Origin of the sequence: Streptomyces roseochromogenus subsp. oscitans DS 12.976, assembly GCF_000497445.1 — a bacterium.
Lineage (GTDB): Bacteria > Actinomycetota > Actinomycetes > Streptomycetales > Streptomycetaceae > Streptomyces > Streptomyces oscitans.
Genome location: NZ_CM002285.1, coordinates 9,092,355 through 9,107,477, shown reverse-complemented (window position 1 = coordinate 9,107,477; position 15,123 = coordinate 9,092,355). Strand labels below are relative to the sequence as shown.

16 protein-coding genes and 2 pseudogenes are annotated in these 15,123 nt (G+C 70.1%); 7 read left to right on the top strand and 11 right to left on the bottom strand.

Translation table 11 applies throughout. From position 1 onward, the window contains the following. From M878_RS89095 to M878_RS89085, 3 genes and pseudogenes are all read right to left on the bottom strand, one after another. Positions 1–286, bottom strand: a pseudogene (locus M878_RS89095) (allophanate hydrolase subunit 2 family protein); the annotation flags it as partial. After that, positions 283–963 carry a 5-oxoprolinase subunit B family protein gene (locus tag M878_RS89090; RefSeq protein ID WP_031227179.1) on the bottom strand — a complete coding sequence of 227 codons (681 nt, stop codon included), beginning with the start codon at positions 961–963 and terminating at the stop codon, positions 283–285. The gene M878_RS89090 and the pseudogene M878_RS89095, both read right to left, overlap by 4 nt. Beyond that, positions 960–1,712, bottom strand: a complete 753-nt coding sequence (locus tag M878_RS89085; RefSeq protein ID WP_023553358.1) for a LamB/YcsF family protein — start codon at positions 1,710–1,712, stop codon at positions 960–962. Before M878_RS89085 ends, M878_RS89090 begins: the two co-directional genes overlap by 4 nt. A 169-nt stretch (positions 1,713–1,881) precedes the next feature. Between M878_RS89085 and M878_RS89080 the strand changes: the two genes are divergently transcribed. From M878_RS89080 to M878_RS89065, 4 genes are all read left to right on the top strand, one after another. Further along, a complete protein-coding gene (locus tag M878_RS89080; RefSeq protein WP_023553357.1) occupies positions 1,882–2,601 on the top strand; it encodes a DUF969 domain-containing protein in 720 nt (239 codons plus the stop codon). Then, the gene (locus M878_RS89075) at positions 2,598–3,572 is read left to right on the top strand and encodes a DUF979 domain-containing protein (protein WP_023553356.1); all 975 of its coding nucleotides are present in this window, start codon (positions 2,598–2,600) and stop codon (positions 3,570–3,572) included. Before M878_RS89080 ends, M878_RS89075 begins: the two co-directional genes overlap by 4 nt. Positions 3,573–3,651: 79 nt before the next feature. Continuing rightward, a complete protein-coding gene (gene pcp / locus M878_RS89070) occupies positions 3,652–4,302 on the top strand; it encodes a pyroglutamyl-peptidase I (protein WP_023553355.1) in 651 nt (216 codons plus the stop codon). Then, positions 4,302–5,330: a DUF2891 domain-containing protein gene (locus M878_RS89065; RefSeq protein ID WP_023553354.1), complete on the top strand. Its 1,029-nt coding sequence runs from the start codon at positions 4,302–4,304 to the stop codon at positions 5,328–5,330. The genes pcp and M878_RS89065 overlap by 1 nt, the downstream gene beginning before the upstream one ends. Before the next feature lie 349 nt (positions 5,331–5,679). On the opposite strand, the gene M878_RS89060 is transcribed toward M878_RS89065, so the two are convergent. The 7 genes and pseudogenes from M878_RS89060 to M878_RS89040 form a co-directional block, all read right to left on the bottom strand. Continuing rightward, positions 5,680–6,762, bottom strand: a complete 1,083-nt coding sequence (locus tag M878_RS89060; RefSeq protein WP_023553353.1) for a protein kinase family protein — start codon at positions 6,760–6,762, stop codon at positions 5,680–5,682. Positions 6,763–6,883: 121 nt separating this feature from the next. Further along, positions 6,884–7,081, bottom strand: a complete 198-nt coding sequence (locus M878_RS89055; RefSeq protein ID WP_023553352.1) for a hypothetical protein — start codon at positions 7,079–7,081, stop codon at positions 6,884–6,886. A gap of 50 nt (positions 7,082–7,131) precedes the next feature. Next, complete coding sequence (locus tag M878_RS97955) at positions 7,132–7,296, bottom strand: RCC1 domain-containing protein (RefSeq protein ID WP_023553351.1); 165 nt, start codon at positions 7,294–7,296, stop codon at positions 7,132–7,134. Positions 7,297–7,524: 228 nt separating this feature from the next. Further along, a pseudogene (locus M878_RS95500) lies at positions 7,525–7,670 on the bottom strand (transposase); the annotation flags it as partial. 142 nt (positions 7,671–7,812) lie between these two features. Continuing rightward, positions 7,813–8,487, bottom strand: a complete 675-nt coding sequence (locus M878_RS89050) for a hypothetical protein (protein WP_023553349.1) — start codon at positions 8,485–8,487, stop codon at positions 7,813–7,815. A gap of 109 nt (positions 8,488–8,596) precedes the next feature. Next, positions 8,597–9,418, bottom strand: coding sequence for a YqjF family protein (locus M878_RS89045; RefSeq protein ID WP_023553348.1), 822 nt, complete (start codon positions 9,416–9,418; stop codon positions 8,597–8,599). A 410-nt stretch (positions 9,419–9,828) separates the two neighbouring features. Then, a complete protein-coding gene (locus M878_RS89040) occupies positions 9,829–10,344 on the bottom strand; it encodes a hypothetical protein (protein ID WP_031227173.1) in 516 nt (171 codons plus the stop codon). Between the two features lie 414 nt (positions 10,345–10,758). Between M878_RS89040 and M878_RS50135 the strand changes: the two genes are divergently transcribed. Then, on the top strand, positions 10,759–11,499 hold the full coding sequence (locus tag M878_RS50135; protein ID WP_245238316.1) for a rhomboid-like protein: 741 nt from the start codon (positions 10,759–10,761) through the stop codon (positions 11,497–11,499). A 125-nt stretch (positions 11,500–11,624) separates the two neighbouring features. On the opposite strand, the gene M878_RS89035 is transcribed toward M878_RS50135, so the two are convergent. Continuing rightward, a complete protein-coding gene (locus M878_RS89035; protein WP_106962791.1) occupies positions 11,625–13,295 on the bottom strand; it encodes a CocE/NonD family hydrolase in 1,671 nt (556 codons plus the stop codon). A gap of 101 nt (positions 13,296–13,396) precedes the next feature. Here M878_RS89035 and M878_RS000000101205 point away from each other — a divergent pair, with 101 nt between their 5' ends. Continuing rightward, positions 13,397–13,519 carry a hypothetical protein gene (locus tag M878_RS000000101205; protein WP_280923674.1) on the top strand — a complete coding sequence of 41 codons (123 nt, stop codon included), beginning with the start codon at positions 13,397–13,399 and terminating at the stop codon, positions 13,517–13,519. 840 nt (positions 13,520–14,359) lie between these two features. Continuing rightward, complete coding sequence (locus tag M878_RS89030) at positions 14,360–15,121, top strand: carbonic anhydrase (RefSeq protein ID WP_023553344.1); 762 nt, start codon at positions 14,360–14,362, stop codon at positions 15,119–15,121. The last annotated feature ends 2 nt before the right edge of the window (positions 15,122–15,123 follow it).

Sequence of the window (15,123 nt, the reverse complement as noted above, 5' to 3'; positions counted from 1 at the left end):
GTACGGGCACGCCCCAGGCCGCCGGCCGGCCGTCGACCGTCACCGGGCAGGGCGCGCCGCCGACCACGACGGTCACGCCGCGGTCGGGGCGCAGGGCGCAACCGGTCAGGGTGGTCTCCAGGACGGCGGCGTCAGGGGCGTTTCCGAGCAGCCGGTTGGCCAGGCTCATGGCCGGGGCATCCAGGGCGCCGGAGCGGGGAACGCCCAGATGGGCGTGGCCTCGGCGGCCGCGGTCCTGGACCGTGGTGAGGGCTCCGGAGCGTATGACGGTGAGCTTGGCTGTCATGGTGTGCCGTCCTCTGTCACCGCCACGAAGCGCACCCGCGTGCCCGGCGTCAGGAGTGCCGGTTCCTCCCGGCCGAGGTCCCACAGCGGTGCCGGGTCCGGCATGGTGCCGATCAGCTGCCAGCCGCCCGGGGTGGCGCGCGGGTACACCGCGCTGTACGGGCCGGCGAGTGCGACCGCGCCGGCCGGGACCCGGGTGCGGGGTGTGTCGCGGCGCGGTACGTGCAGTTCGGCGGGCAGGCCCGTGAGGTAGCCGAAGCCGGGGGCGAAGCCGCAGAAGGCGACGCGGTAGGTGTCCGCGGAGTGCCGGGCGGCGACCTCGTCGACGCCGACGCCCCACAGGGCGGCCACCTGGGCCAGGTCCGGTCCGTCGTAGCGCACGGGGATCTCCACCGCTCCCCCGTCGTCGTCGGCGCGGGACGGTATGTCCCAGTCGGCGATCCGGCGGGCGAGTTCCTCCGGGTGCGCGACTCCGTCGAGGAGCACGGTCCGCGCGCCCGGCACGATCTCCTCGACCTGCGGCAGGGTTCCCGCGGCGCGCCGGCGCAGGAGTTCGGCGTGGAAGGCTCCGGTGCGCTCGGCGTCCGGCAGTTCGACGAGCAGCGCGTGCCGCCCGGCGGGCCGCGCCTCCAGGGACCGGCTCTGCGTCGGCACCTTCACGGACCGGCTCGGCGTCATGCGAATGCCCCGACCTCGACCCCGGCCGCCGTAAGGGCCTCGCGCACCCGCACCGCGATCCGGGCGGCGCCCGGCGTGTCGCCGTGCACGCACAGGGAGCGGGCGGCCACCGGGACGGTCGTACCGTCCCCGGCCTCGACCGCGCCGTCCACCGCGAACGCGAGCGCGCGCCGGACCACCGCGTCCTCGTCGGTCACCACGGAGCCCGGCTCGCGGCGCGGCACGAGGGTGCCGGCGGGGGTGTAGGCGCGGTCCGCGAAGGCTTCCGGCACGGCGGTGAGGCCCGCCTCCTCGGCGGCGGCGAGCAGCCGCGAGCCGGGCAGGCCGAGCACCGGCAGCGCCCCGCCCGCCAGTTCCACGCCCTCCACCACGGCCGCGGCCTGCTCGGCGTCGTGCACGGTGCGGTTGTAGAGCGCGCCGTGCGGCTTGACATAGGCCACCTCGGCGCCGGCGGCCTGCGCGAAGACCCGCAACGCCCCGATCTGGTAGGCCGTCTCGGCCGCCAGTTCGTCGGCCGGTACGTCCATGGCGCGGCGGCCGAAGCCGGCCAGGTCGCGGTAGGACACCTGCGCGCCGATCCGGACTCCGCGTGCGGCGGCGAGGTCGCAGACGCGGCGCATCACCGAGGGGTCGCCCGCGTGGAAGCCGCAGGCGACATTGGCACTGGTCACGGCCGAGAGCAGGGCGTCGTCGTCGGTGAGGGTCCAGCGGCCGAAGCCCTCACCCAGGTCTGCGTTGAGGTCGATCACCAGGCGAACGTAATGGATTGTTGAACGATCCGACAAGGGAATGGTTTTTCCGAACACGCTCTTGTTCGATCGTTGAACGATCCCCTAGGGTCCCTGCATCCCTCACGGATTCGGCCCCCCGGATCCGCGCCGCTCGGGCGTCCAGCCCGCTCACGCCTAAGGCCATCGCATGATCGTTCTGCTCGGCGTGGTCGTGGTGATCCTCGGATTCGTCACGCGCCGCAATCCCGTCCTCGTGGTGGGCGTCGCCGGTGTCTTCACCGGACTGATCGGCGGGATGAACCCGCTGGAGGTCCTCGCGGCCTTCGGCCGGTCCTTCGCCGACAGCCGCTCGGTCACCGTCTTCGCCGTCGTCCTGCCCGTGATCGGCCTGCTGGAGCGCTACGGCCTGCGGGAACAGGCCCGCAGGCTCATCGGCCGGCTCGGCGGCCTCAGCGCCGGCCGGTTCCTCACCGTCTATCTGCTGGTCCGTCAGGTCACCGCGGCGCTCGGCCTCACCAGCATCGCCGGGCCGGCACAGACGGTACGGCCCCTCGTCGCCCCGATGGCCGAGGCCGCCGCCGAGCGCTCGACGGGCGCCCCGCTGCCCGAGCGCCTGCGCGAGAAGGTGCGCTCCTACGCGGCGTCGGCCGACACCGTGGGCGTGTTCTTCGGCGAGGACTGTTTCATCGCGATCGGCTCGATCCTTCTGATCACCGGCTTCGTCAACTCGACGTACCACCAGAACCTGGAGCCGACCCAGCTGGCCCTGTGGGCGATACCGCTCGCCGTCTGCGCCTTCCTCATCCACGGCTCCCGTCTGCTGCTCCTGGACCGGCAGTTGCAGCGGGAGATGGCGCTCGCCGCCGCCGAACACGACCTGCCGCTGCCGAAGGGAACCAAGAAGTGATCAAGGTCGAATGGCTCTACTGGCTGGTGGGTCTCGTCTTCGTCGTCATGGCTGTCCAGATGGCCGCCGACCGCAGCAATCCCAGGCGGTGGACGTCCGCCGCGTTCTGGGGCCTGCTCGGGCTCGCCTTCCCCTACGGCACCGGTGTCGCCAACGCCACGGCGAAGAACGGCGGTTGGACCCTGCCCGCCGAACCGCTCGGCGTCGCGGTCCTCGCCCTGATCGTGCTCGCCGGATTCAACTTCCTCGGCAAGGGCGCCCCGGTCACCAGCACCACCGAGGAACGCGAGGCCTCGGCGACCCGGCTCGGCAGCAAGATCTTCATCCCCGCCCTGACGGTCCCGCTCGTCGCCATCGTCTGCGCCTCCGTCCTCGACACGTCCGGCCTGTTCGAGACCGGCAAGGCCACCCTCCTCGGGCTCGGCGTCGGCTGCCTCGTCGCCCTCGTGGTCGGCATGCTCGTCACCGGCGAGCGGAAGCTGTCCGTGCCGCTGCACTCCGGGCGTTCCATGCTGGAGGCGATGGGCTCCGCGCTGCTGCTGCCCCAGCTCCTCGCCGTGCTCGGCTCGATCTTCGCACTGGCCGGGGTCGGCACCCAGGTCGGCAAGATCGTGCACGATGTGCTGCCGGACAACTCCAAATACCTCGCCGTCCTCGCGTACTGCGTCGGCATGTTCCTGTTCACCGTGATCATGGGCAACGCCTTCGCCGCGTTCCCCGTGATGACCGCGGCGATCGGCTGGCCCGTCCTCATCCAGCAGATGCACGGCAATCCGCCGGCCGTCCTCGCGATCGGCATGCTGGCCGGCTTCTCCGGAACGCTCTGCACCCCGATGGCCGCCAACTTCAACATCGTCCCGGCCACCCTGCTCGAACTGAAGGACCAGTACGGCCCAATCAAGACCCAGATCCCGACGGCGCTCCCGCTCCTGGTCTGCTCCACCGTGATCATGGCGGTGTTCGCGTTCTGACCGATGCCGACGCCGACCGGCGCCGGGATCGCCTCCCGCGCGGCACCCGCCGGCCTCTGCTTTTCGTGAAGGAAGTGCCATGACCCACGTGCTCGTCACCGGCTTCGCCCCCTTCGGCGGCGAGACGGTCAACCCGTCCTGGCAGGCCGCCTCCCTCGTGGCCGCCGAGCCGCCCGCCGGACTCACGGTCACCGCCGTCGAACTCCCCTGCGTCTTCGGCAAGTCCATCGACGCCCTCCGCGACGCCGTCCGCGAGACGAACCCGGGCCTGATCCTGTGTCTGGGCCAGTCGGGCGGCCGTCCCGGCGTCACCGTGGAACGCGTCGGCATCAACGTCGACGACGCCCGTATCCCCGACAACGCGGGCCACCAGCCCGTCGACCAGCCCGTGGTCCCGGGCGGCCCCGCCGCCTACTTCTCCACCCTGCCCGTGAAGGCCTGCGTCGCCGCCGTGCGCGCGGCCGGGGTGCCGGCCGCCGTCTCCAACACGGCGGGCACGTTCGTGTGCAACCACGTCGCGTACGGCCTCGGTCACCTCATCGCCACCGAATTCCCGCACGCCCGCGGCGGTTTCGTGCACGTACCCTGGGCGCCGCAACAGGTCACGGACGGCACCGCCCCGGCCCTGGAGCCCACCACGGTCGCCCACGGACTGCGCGCCCTGCTGATCGCCGCCGCCCACACTCCCACGGGGCACGACCTGAAGGTCACCGAGGGAGCCACCCACTGATGCCCCTCACCGCGTACGCGGCCCGCTTCGCCCGGCTCGCCCTCGCCAACATCACCCGGGAGTACCCCCACTCCCCCGCCCACCTGATGACTTCACCGGACGACGACGTACGGCCGAGCGCCCTGCATCCGGCCTTCCACGGCGCCTACGACTGGCACTCCTCGGTCCATATGCACTGGCTGCTCGTCCGGCTGCTGCGCCGCCACGGTGCCACGCCCGCCTTCCCGGAGGCGGCGCCCGTCATCGCCGTACTCGACCGGCACCTCACGCCGGAGAACATCGCTGTCGAAGCCGCCTGTCTCCTCGACCGTCCCTCCTTCGAGCGGCCGTACGGCTGGGCCTGGCTGGTGGCGCTGGCCGCCGAATGCCGGGCGTACGGGGGCGCGGCGGGCGGGCGTTGGGCCAAGGCCCTGGCGCCGGGCGTCGCCGCCGTCGACACCCTGCTGGCCGGCTGGCTGCCGAAGGCCACGTATCCGGTGCGCCACGGCAACCATCCCAACAGCGCCTTCGCGCTGGGCCTGCTGCTCGACACGGGCGAGCTGCCGGCCGCCACCACCGAGGCGGTACGACGACGCCTGCTGGACTGGTTCGCCGACGACCACGACGCGCCCACGCACTGGGAACCGTCGGGCCAGGACTTCCTGTCCCCGGCGCTGACCGAGGCCGACGCGATGCGCCGGGTGCTCGACGGGGAACGGTTCGCAGCATGGCTCGACCGCTTCCTGCCCGCACTGCGCTCCGGCGCCGCCTGTCCGCTGCTGGACGTGCCGGTCGTCTCCGACCACGCCGACCCGCAGATCGGCCATCTGCTGGGTCTGACCCTCAGCCGGACCGCCGCGCTGCGCTCGATCGCCGCCGCGCTGCCGGACGGGCCGGTCCGTGCGCGGCTCGCGGATGCTGCCGCAGCCCACCTGGCGGCGGGTCTGCCCGCCGTAGAGCGCGAGGACTTCACGACTGACCACTGGCTGGCCACCTTCGCGGCACTGGCCCTCGACACCGGCTCCGACCCGCCCCGGCCGTCCAGTTGACGCCCGACTGCGACTCGCCTCGCCAGGGCCTGTCCGGCCGATGAGGTCGCAGTACCTCGACGGCGCCTCATCGGCTCAGGTGAGCGGGGGCGATGGGGCACCGACGCGGAGCGCCGGCAACCGACGACAACGCCGCTGGGGTGCCCCCACGCCCGAAAGGCAGTGGGGAGCGCGCCAGCCCCCGCGTCCGCGCCAGCATCCGCCGGACAGGCTCTAACGGCCGGCGGCGACTCGCGACGCGACCGCGCGCCACGACTCCAGCGGGGCCACCGCCAGGCCCACCACCTTCCCCGCGTCGTCGGCACGTGACGACTCCAGGCTGCGACTCGTTGTCCCGGACATGCTGGCCTCAGCAGGGCGCAGCGATCGCAGTGGTGCGCCAGGTCTGCTCGATCTCGGTCGTCGGAAAGGGCGTCCGCTTGCTCTCCGTGAGCAGACGGCGGGCGAATTCGCCCATGATCACGGCAGCTCGGGAATGCCGGTCGATGATCGCGGCGATATCGCGCGGGACGCCATCGGGCCGGTGGCCGGCGATCCACTCGCGCAGGAACGCCTCGTGTTCCCTATCGCCGCGCAGGCCATCGGGCAGGTGGTGGCGGAGCAGATGGCTCGCAGTGTGGCAGCGGTCGTACGCGAGGTGGGCGGAGAGGAACTCCGCCTCGGTTGCTGACAGTTCGAAACCGGAGCTCAGGGCGAGTCCGAAGTCCGCGAAGTACAGCAGTCGACCGTCGGTCAGGACATTGGCGAAGTGGGCGTCGAAGTGGACGAGTCCGTGTGAGCTCATGAAGGCGGTCCCGCGCGCAAGGGCTTCCTCCACCCATAGATACGGCGAGCCCACTCCGCCCTCCGGCGCCGAGGTCCGGTAGTCGTGCAGCCAGTCGGCGAGTGTCTGCGGGACGTGTTCCAAGAAAAGCACCAGGCTGGACGAAGACCGGCCGATGGCCTCCAGACGCTCACGCACGGCCGATGAGCCCTCCCAGTACGCGACCGCCCCGTCGATGCCCCCGAACCCGTCGGCGAACCCTTCGGGAGGGGAGTCGGGCAGGATGCGCCAGTGGTACATCAGTGGAAAGCCCTCGTACTCGTTCCCGAGTACCCAGTTGGTGGTCATGACGTGCACGGCCAGCTCGCGCCAGGCCCCGAACCCCGCTGAGCCCACCCCGTACTGGTAGAACATCGGCAGTCCGAAGAGGTTTGCCGTCGACCGCGCGTTCTCCGGCCGTAACTCGGTGTCCGTCACAGGGACCCGCTTGACGAACACCCGCGCGCCATCGATGTCCAGCTCCGAAGACCTGCCGCCAATGCCCGACCCGAGCGGGGCTGCGGCGGCCACGATCTCGCCGAGCCGACGGTCGCTCAGCAGGGACAGGCGCGTGGCCACGGTTCCATACGTGGCCAGCCGCGCGGCATACCGCGGGTCCGGATGGTGCATCGACGACTCCTCGGTGCCCGGAACCAGGGCTGCAGCGATCTCGCGGACGTGGCCGAGCCTATCCGCCAGGGCTGTCGGTGGAGCATCAGCCATCCGTAGGTCCGCTCGACCGTCCATCGCTTCAGTATGGGGGGAATTCGCCGCTTCCGGGCGTGCGTTGGACGATCTCCATGTCGATGCCGAGGGTGACGGCGTGTCCGACGAAGTGCTTTCCGGTAGCCGCCGTCGCCCCGGACCTTGCGGATTGCGGGTGGCCGACGATCTTCCTGCCCGCATCCACGCCCTGGCTCTGGGCAGGGGCGCTGGTGGGGGTCTTCACGCTGGTGAGGGTCTCCCCGACTCCGGCTCCCCGATGCCCGCGGTGCGGACTCAGGCCGCCGCGAGGCTGAAATTCCCGCCGTTGTGGGCGGCGATGATGGTGATGTTGCCGAGACCGGTGACCACGGTGACGGGAATGTTGCTGGCGGTCGTACTGCCTTCGCCCAGCTGACCGAAAGCGTAGCCACCCCAGGCGGCGACGAAGCCCCCGCTCACGGCGAGGCTGTGGCTGAAGCCGCGGCAGCCGCGCGGACCTCGGGGATCGGACGGATGAGCAGGACCGTGAGTTCCGGCGGGTCCGAGTCAGCTCGACGCTGTGATCGAGTACGTGGTGGGCCCGCTGTGCGGCTCCTGGAGCGTGTGGGTGGCCTCGGCCTGGGCCAGGACGTGGGAGGCGGCGGCCCAGCCAGGGGTCCCGCTGGTGCATTCGGCCGGCGAGGACGGAGAGTCCACGCTCACCACGGACCAGTCGATCCGCCCCCGGCATCACCATCAGCCCGCAGCGCCTCGTCCCACGTGCCATCCGCCGACCAACGCCGATGCCTGTCATAGATGGTCTTCCAGCTCCTGAAACGTGCGGGCAGGTCACGCCCATTCGGCACGAAGCCTCCTGCCGGCCTGCCGAACCCCCTCATGGGACCGCCGCTGCTCGGGCTGACCGCCCTGCTGAGCTGACCCCCGGCTGCCTCGCGGTGTACGGACTGCGAGGCAGCCAGGCGCTCGTTCGGTGGATCAGCCTCGGGCGACGAACGTCTTGGCCTTACCGGAGCGGCTGGAGCAGGACCCCTTCTCCTCGGCGGTCATCTTCCTGGACTTGACGACCACCGCGTTGCTCTGGCCGTCCGTCCCGTTCGGGGCAGGCCCGGTGATGACGTCGGGGACGAACCAGAAGTAGTGACCCCACTTCCGGCCGTCGTAATGCGTCTGCCATGTGCCGGAGACGGTCTGCATCACCTGCGCACGGGAGATCCAGCCGACTTCACCTGGTTTCACCGTCATGTTGACGGAGCTGGTCTCCGAGTGCGTGCTCGACCAGGTGTGGCTGTAGGTCGCCGTCACGCTGAGGTCGACGATTCCCGCTATCTTGCCGCCGGCGGTCACAGATACGCCTGCTGAGTCCGTGGAACCGACCGTGTCGGACCAGGTCATCGACTGGGTGGCAGGCGAGGTGCTGCAGTTGTAGAGCGAGTCGGAGACCCGGTGGAAGTCTCCGAGATACGCCTGGCCCAGCTGCGGGTCGTTGAAGGTGCACTTCCCTTCACCCGAGTCGCAGTCGGCTATGAGCTGTGCCCGCGTGGGCTGGTCATCGGCGGAGGCCGGAGCGGCTATCGCCGCGACCATGCCCAGGGCAGCCGCTGAGAGCGCCAGCATCCGTCCGCCGTGGCGCATACTGCGGTTGTTCGCCATACATGTGCCTTTCGCTGTACATGAGGGGGGTCGGTGTTCGCGGGAAGAGCGACTGGAGTTACCGCGGTCACCGCCTGTTGCGATCTAGGAGACGCAACAACTGACGTATCTACACCATCAGTTGATGAAATCCCAGCCGTGGGCGACCTTCTGCCTGTAAATGATCGGCCGGACCCACTTCGCCATCGCGATGCCGAGAGGGGGCCGACTGGCGGACGAGGCGGCCGAGGCGGACCGGGACACCTGGTGAGTACAGGACGCTGACCGGGACGGTGCTCGGCGCGGGCAGGCCGGCCGCGGTGAGCAGGTTCTCCTCACAGGTGATGAGCTCGGCGCGGTGCAGGGGCCAACGCGGGTGGTGGTTGGGCAGGTACGCTGCCCCGTCGGCGGAGGGCTTGTGCATGCCCCAGCGTGCGGTGAGAAAGTGTTCCAACTCTGTGGGTTCGTCGATGCGTTCACCTGGGCGTACGGTGATGCGACTGGACGCGCCACGCCCGCCCGGCCAGCGGCGCGAGCTGGTATAGGTGACGGTGTCGCCGACGGCGCGCACGGCCATACGGGACCACAGGTAGGGAAGGTGGAAGCCGATGCGTCCCATCACCACGGGGATCAGGCGCGAGGCGTCCATCGAGCGGAAGACAACACCGCGGCGGCCTTGCGTGTCCACCGAATACAGGCGGACGTTGGTCTCCGGGAACGAACCGAGGTAGGGCACCCCGGGCAGCCGGAACCAGCCGACCTTGTGCATACGGAAGGCGACCAGCCCGACGTAAGTGCTTCCATCGTGGATGTCGGGTACGGTCCCGATCGGCAACAGCTGTGCCACCACGGCCGGTTCGACGGCCCAGTGGATGAACGTCAGATCCAGCCACTGCTGGGTGAGCAGCGGGAAGCGTATGTCGGCAGGACCGTCGGGGGCAGGTTTCTGCATCACTTGAGCATGACAGGCGGCTGGCCGCTACGGGCAGGCCGATCCTGTTGGTCTTGAGACTCAGGCGGTCACGAGCCGGTCTTGGGTGGGCGTTCGGCCGGTCGTACGGTGGCGGCACGGGCGGGGACAGGGCTGTCCGGCTGAGGCTGGTCGTGGTCACGGATGACGCCCCCGCACGGCGGTCAGCAGTGCGGCGTGGGTCCAGGTGGGGTTGGGAGTCTGGAGCTTGTGCTCCCATCCGAAGTTGCCGGCGTCCAGTTGGCATAGAGGGAGGATGAGTTCGCCACGTGGATGCTCCGGTACGGGGACGATAGGGGCGCCGAGCGGTCTCCGAGACCCTGCGCCTCGGTAGCGGGATTGCGTAAGCCGAGGCATTCCTGCGCGACGCTGCGAACCCCTGCGCGGCGGCTTCAGACGTCGCCGGGAAGCAGGTGTTGGCCGACCTGGCGGAAGGTCCAGGAGCCACCGGTGTGGGTGAAGACCCACACCAGGTCGAAGCGCTCCGGCCACTGCGCGGGTGCGCCGCTGTGCGATGCGCCAAGGGCGTCGACGATGGCCGGGATGCGCGAGTGCTCCCAGCAGATCAGGACCGGTTGGGGAGCGGAGAGTGCGGCCTTGGCCAGCGCGGTTTCCTCGGACTCTGCATAGGTGGTGGTCAGTGCAATGCCCATGTGCTGGGAGAGTGGTGTGACGGTCTCCCGCATCCGGTGGGCGCCGGCGAGCGGACCTTGGTCGGCTGCGGCGTAGATGGTCCGCGGGCGCATGATGCCGGGTTTCAGGGCCTGGCCCTTGGGCGGGTCGAACAGCCTCGGCAGTGCCCTGGCCCGTTCCCAGCCGTGCTGGGTGAGCGACTTGGCGTCAGGACGGCCGTTCTGGTCGAAGCCGGATTCGTGTTTGCCTGGCTTCTCCCCGTGCCGGATGATCATGATGACGGTGTTGTCCGCGACCGGAACCCCGGAAGCCGGCGCGCCGGAAGGGCCTGACGCAGCTTTGTGCGCGTGCTTGCCGTCGCAGCCGGCAAGGATCACGGGCACGGCCGCCGCCATCGCGGCCAACGCCCAACGCCGACGAACCGTCGCGCGACCGACGCCGATACCGCCTGGCGCCTGCGCATGTCCCTCCGTCCAGCGTTCCGCCATGCGAAACCCCTCCCCGTACGTCGAACCACTGATCACTGCGGGCAGTACAGCATCGCTTCATGAGAATGCCTCTCATGTTGGTCTTCGCAGGAACCTCACGCCGCGGCCGATGGTCTCTTCCTGGGAAGGCCGGGCACATCGCCCGTGAGCGCCCGAGCGTGGGTGACGAGAACAGCATCAAAAGGGATGAAACGGACGCATATGAGGGCTGTGAAGACGTTGAGGCGGCGGCTGCCGGGTACCGCCGTGTACGTGACGGCCCTGCTGTTGACCGCATGGTGGCTGAAGGGACAACCGGCGGCAGAGCGCGCCCGTTTCATGCGCCACAACAGCAGCAACGTCCATCACATGGATGTCGGCAAGTGGTGGACCCTGTTCACCAGCGGTCTGGTGGTCGACGGCGTCCCGGCCCTGGTAGGTATCGCCGCCGTGGCCGGGGTCCTGGGATGCGCCGAATGGCGCTGGGGCACGCTGCGCGCCTGCGGAGTGTTCGTCTTCGGCCACCTCACCGCGACCCTGCTCACCGAGGGCGCCCTGTGGCTGATGCACGTCGCCCATCTGCCGGGAGTTCCCACCCGAGCCCGTGACGTGGGCATCAGCTACGGCCTGGTGACGACCGGCGCCTGCCTGCTCACCCTCGCCGACGGCCGACTGCGCCGCTACGGGCTGCCTCTGCTCGCCGCGGCGCTGACGGCCGCGTTGCTGTACGACCAGGAACTCGCCGACGCCGGCCACCTCACCTCCCTCGCGCTCGGCACCCTCGCCGCCCGGACGGGGTGGCTGCGCACCGCGCCCGGCCCGGCGCACACGAAACCCGTCGCACCGGATCCAGTCGGCGCCGACGCATCGCCGAGCCGGCATCACCCTGTTCGAGGCGACGCCATCGGCGCCGACCACCGCTCCACCGACCACCGGCGCTCCCTCGACCTACGCGCCCGCTGACGTGCGGCACAGGACCCCCCTCTCCCTTCGGATGTGGCCCAGTCCGCCCTGGCGTTCGTGGGGTCGCCGCCTGTGCCCGCCCCTTGAGCCAAGGTTTTCGCGCGGGACACGCCACCGTCGTCCGGTCAACGCAGTGGCAGCACCAGACGGGACGGGTCGGCCTGCGGGGAGCTGAACGAGACGTCGCTGCCGAGCGGGGTGCTGCCGCCGTACGCGGGGTCCTTGGTGTCGAGGACGAGGGCCAGCCGGTGGCCGGCCGGAACGTCGTAGGCCGTGGTGAAGAGCGCGACGTCGAGCGGGAAGGCCTGCCCCGGAGTGTGGCCGGACCAACTCTGTGGTGCGTGCGAGATGAGTTTGCCCACGCCGAGGGTGTTCACGTCGTAGACGTAGGCGAAGACGGTGCCCTCCGAAGCGGAGGAGGTGACGGTGGTGTGCAGCGTGACCGCACCGCGGATGCGCTGGACGGAGGGGTAGGGCGCCGACTGCCAGACGGCGGCAGCGAACCGCGGCAGCAGCGGAACCTCGACGATCGGCGGCAGCGCGGCGATCTGGTCGAGCGCTCCGGACAGTTCGGTGACCCCGGCGTCCGCACCGGAATCGATGCCACCGGTGATCGAGGTGCGCCATCCGGTGTCGGCCGGACCATCGAGCGCACCGGTGCCGAAGGCGTCCGCACGACCGAGCGGCAGTGACCGGGTCCCCGCGCTTACGGCCTGCCAGCTCGGATAATCCTCCTCACCGCCGCCATTCCTGACGTGCAGTTCCACCGGTGCGCCATGGTCCCCCGAAGTGCCGCCACTGCCTTTCAGTTGCTGGTCGAACCAGTCATGTGCGTTCGCCCATGTCTCGTTGTCCATACCGAGGAATCCGGTCAGTTCCTGGGTGGCGTGGTCTCCGGGGCGCATGATCAGGCGCTTGGGGCCGGTCAGCTTCTGGTAGAAGTCCGTGATCTGGCTGGAGTTGAAGATGCTGTCGCTCCACGCGTTGGCCAGCAAGACCGCCGTGCCGTGGGCGTTGATGCGATCCATGTAGGTCAACGGAGACCGCATTCTGGCCCAGTTGACGACTTCCTTCATGTCGCGGTTGGCGTAGAGGTCGGCCAGGGTCCGCGCGTACTCCGCGCCCGGACGGCCGGTTGGCGCCTGCAGGGCGTTGAGCAGTGCTGCCGCCTGCAGATGCCGGGTCTGACCGCTGTAGAGGGAGTCGACCAGGTCACCCCAAGCGCTCAGTGCGGCCACCGCCTTGATCCGAGGATCGAAGGCGGCACCCAGCAGGGACATGCCCGCGCCCAGTGACAGGCCGAGCATGCCGACGCGCTGTGGGTCGGCCTCGGTGTGGGCGAGGGTCCAGTCGATGACGGAGGAGATGTCGGCGACGTCTGTGGGCCCGCCGACGTCGACCCGTCCACCCGAGAGCCAGAATCCGCGCACCGTGTAGGTGACCACCACATAGCCGTCGGCAGCCAGCTTCCTGGCCTGAGCGACATACTCCAGGTCGTTCTGCCCCCAGGAGGCGGGCTGCACGATCACCGGATAGCGTCCACGCGAGTCGGCGCCCGGCGTTCCGGCCGCGGGCGCAAGGACATCGGCCTTGAGGACGACACCGTCCTTCATGGGAATGTCGACCAGGCGAAAGGACGGCCCGTCGGTAACGGCGGCCGCCGACCGCGCCGGAGGCGTGGCGGCTGAGGCGGGGGCCGTGCCGATGCTCGCGCACAGGGCGATCGAGGTCATCGCCGCCGCTCCCGCCAGGCAACCCCGGACCAGGTGCGCACGGATACGGCCGGACCGCGTCATCGGTGTCTCCATCGGGCTCGGATCGGACCGTGATGCCTCGACGGCATCCATCCGGTGTGGTGATCGGAGCCTAGAGAGACTCAAGTGGTTGCGGGGAGTACATGATCAGCCAAATCTACCGGCCGGTAACCGACTCTGCCGAGGTACGGGCTCGAAGAGCGGCCGGGCCCGCCCGCCTCACCCCCGACCGGGTCGCACTGCTCACCCGCGACCCGTCGAAGTGACCGACGTCGACGCCGGCTTACTGTCCTGCGCCAGTCCGGCGTGCTCACCTTCCTCGAACCACGGGTCCGACCAACCTGCTCGCGGCCGTCAACTGCGAGAACTCCCTGGGCTCGCGAGGAAGCCGGCCCCGCCAGGCCGACCGACATCGACGTCCTTGCCCACGAAGCCGTTTGGCACCGTGATGCGCGTTGAGCCTGAGGGGCGCCCGCGCTGTCGCAGACGTCGAGCACATCGACGTCGGCAGAATCGTGTCCGGGGCCGCTGCCTCCCCGTGCATGCCGCCACCGCTCGCCGTACCACTCCAGGAGCGCAAGGTGCTCAAGCATGTGCGGTGACTTCGGACGCCACACGAGCCAGACCACCCCGACACCGGCAGTGACGCCGCCATCGGCCGACACCACGGTCAGTACGCGCCGCGGCATCCACCACGGCTGCGGGGCACCTCTCGCCTGCACTCGCGGCTCCGCAGACCTCGATGTGCCACGGCCACCCATGCACGAGGTCGTCAGAAGCCGGTGGGCGCCCCGGCCGAGACGATCGGCCCGTTCATCCGAATGGCCGAGTGAGACGGGCCGGCTTCCGACCGGACAACCGAGGCGCGGGAGGCCAGCTCTCCGGCGCAATGGACGAGGCGGGAGCACACCTCGCTCACTGCGACGGGAGACGCGGGTACACCAGGCCCAGACGCATGACCTTTACCTATGCAATAGATTCGACATCAGGCCGTGCGGCACGCTGCCCGCCCGTTCGGCGTTCCAAGCCTGACCGGCTCCGGCACCCACAGGGGCAGAAGGCCACTCAGTCGCAGCTTCCGTACGAGAAGCAACGAGGAGAGCGCAATGGTCAGTACTGGGCACCCGCAGCGCAGAGCCATACTCACCGGGGGCCTGCTGGCCTCCGCCGCTCTGATCACCGGCTGTTCCTCGAAGTCGACCGAGACCAAGAAGCAGGCCGTCGCGGCGGCCCCATCCGTGTCCGCGAGTCCGACCGCACGGCCGGATTCCCCCTGGCCGGCCTTCGCGCGGCTGATGGAGGGCAACAAGCGCTGGGTGAACGGCACACTGCAGCACCCCGACCGGGACCCCGCTCGCCGCCAATTCGTCGCCGCGGAGCAGCACCCCTACGGCGTGATCCTCTCCTGCATCGACTCCCGGGTGCCGCCGGAGTTGCTGTTCGACACCGGGCTCGGCGACCTGTACGTGCTGCGCACCGGCGGACAGGTGGTGGGACCTGTCGTCACCGGCTCCGTCGAGTACGGGCCACTGACCTCCGGCACGCCGTTGATCGTCGTCCTCGGGCACCAACGCTGCGGCGCCATCAAGGCCGCGTACACGGCGCTCAAGGACGGCAAGGAGCTGCCAGGCAATCTGGATGCCATCTCCAACGCGCTGAAGCCCGCGTACGAGGAGACGGCGAAGGGCAAGCATTCCGACCCCGTCGACGCCATGATCCGCATCCACACCAAGCAGACCTCCGCCGCCCTGCGGTCCAACAAAGACCTCGCCCCGATGGTGCGGAAGGGCGACCTGGCCGTCGTCAGCGCCTACTACTCCCTTGACACCGGCCAGGTCGAGGTCCTCACCGGCGCGCCGTCCGCCTGACG

Excerpts from the sequence above, each read along its gene's own strand:
- M878_RS000000101205 (WP_280923674.1), top strand. The coding sequence starts at position 13,397 with ATGATCAGCCAAATCTACCGGCCGGTAACCGACTCTGCCGAGGTACGG.
- M878_RS89035 (WP_106962791.1), bottom strand. The coding sequence starts at position 13,295 with ATGACGCGGTCCGGCCGTATCCGTGCGCACCTGGTCCGGGGTTGCCTG.
- M878_RS89065 (WP_023553354.1), top strand. The coding sequence starts at position 4,302 with ATGCCCCTCACCGCGTACGCGGCCCGCTTCGCCCGGCTCGCCCTCGCC.
- M878_RS89040 (WP_031227173.1), bottom strand. The coding sequence starts at position 10,344 with ATGATCATCCGGCACGGGGAGAAGCCAGGCAAACACGAATCCGGCTTC.
- M878_RS89050 (WP_023553349.1), bottom strand. The coding sequence starts at position 8,487 with ATGGCGAACAACCGCAGTATGCGCCACGGCGGACGGATGCTGGCGCTC.
- M878_RS89080 (WP_023553357.1), top strand. The coding sequence starts at position 1,882 with ATGATCGTTCTGCTCGGCGTGGTCGTGGTGATCCTCGGATTCGTCACG.
- M878_RS89060 (WP_023553353.1), bottom strand. The coding sequence starts at position 6,762 with ATGCACCATCCGGACCCGCGGTATGCCGCGCGGCTGGCCACGTATGGA.
- M878_RS89030 (WP_023553344.1), top strand. The coding sequence starts at position 14,360 with ATGGTCAGTACTGGGCACCCGCAGCGCAGAGCCATACTCACCGGGGGC.
- M878_RS50135 (WP_245238316.1), top strand. The coding sequence starts at position 10,759 with ATGAGGGCTGTGAAGACGTTGAGGCGGCGGCTGCCGGGTACCGCCGTG.
- M878_RS89045 (WP_023553348.1), bottom strand. The coding sequence starts at position 9,418 with ATGCAGAAACCTGCCCCCGACGGTCCTGCCGACATACGCTTCCCGCTG.
- pcp (WP_023553355.1), top strand. The coding sequence starts at position 3,652 with ATGACCCACGTGCTCGTCACCGGCTTCGCCCCCTTCGGCGGCGAGACG.
- M878_RS89090 (WP_031227179.1), bottom strand. The coding sequence starts at position 963 with ATGACGCCGAGCCGGTCCGTGAAGGTGCCGACGCAGAGCCGGTCCCTG.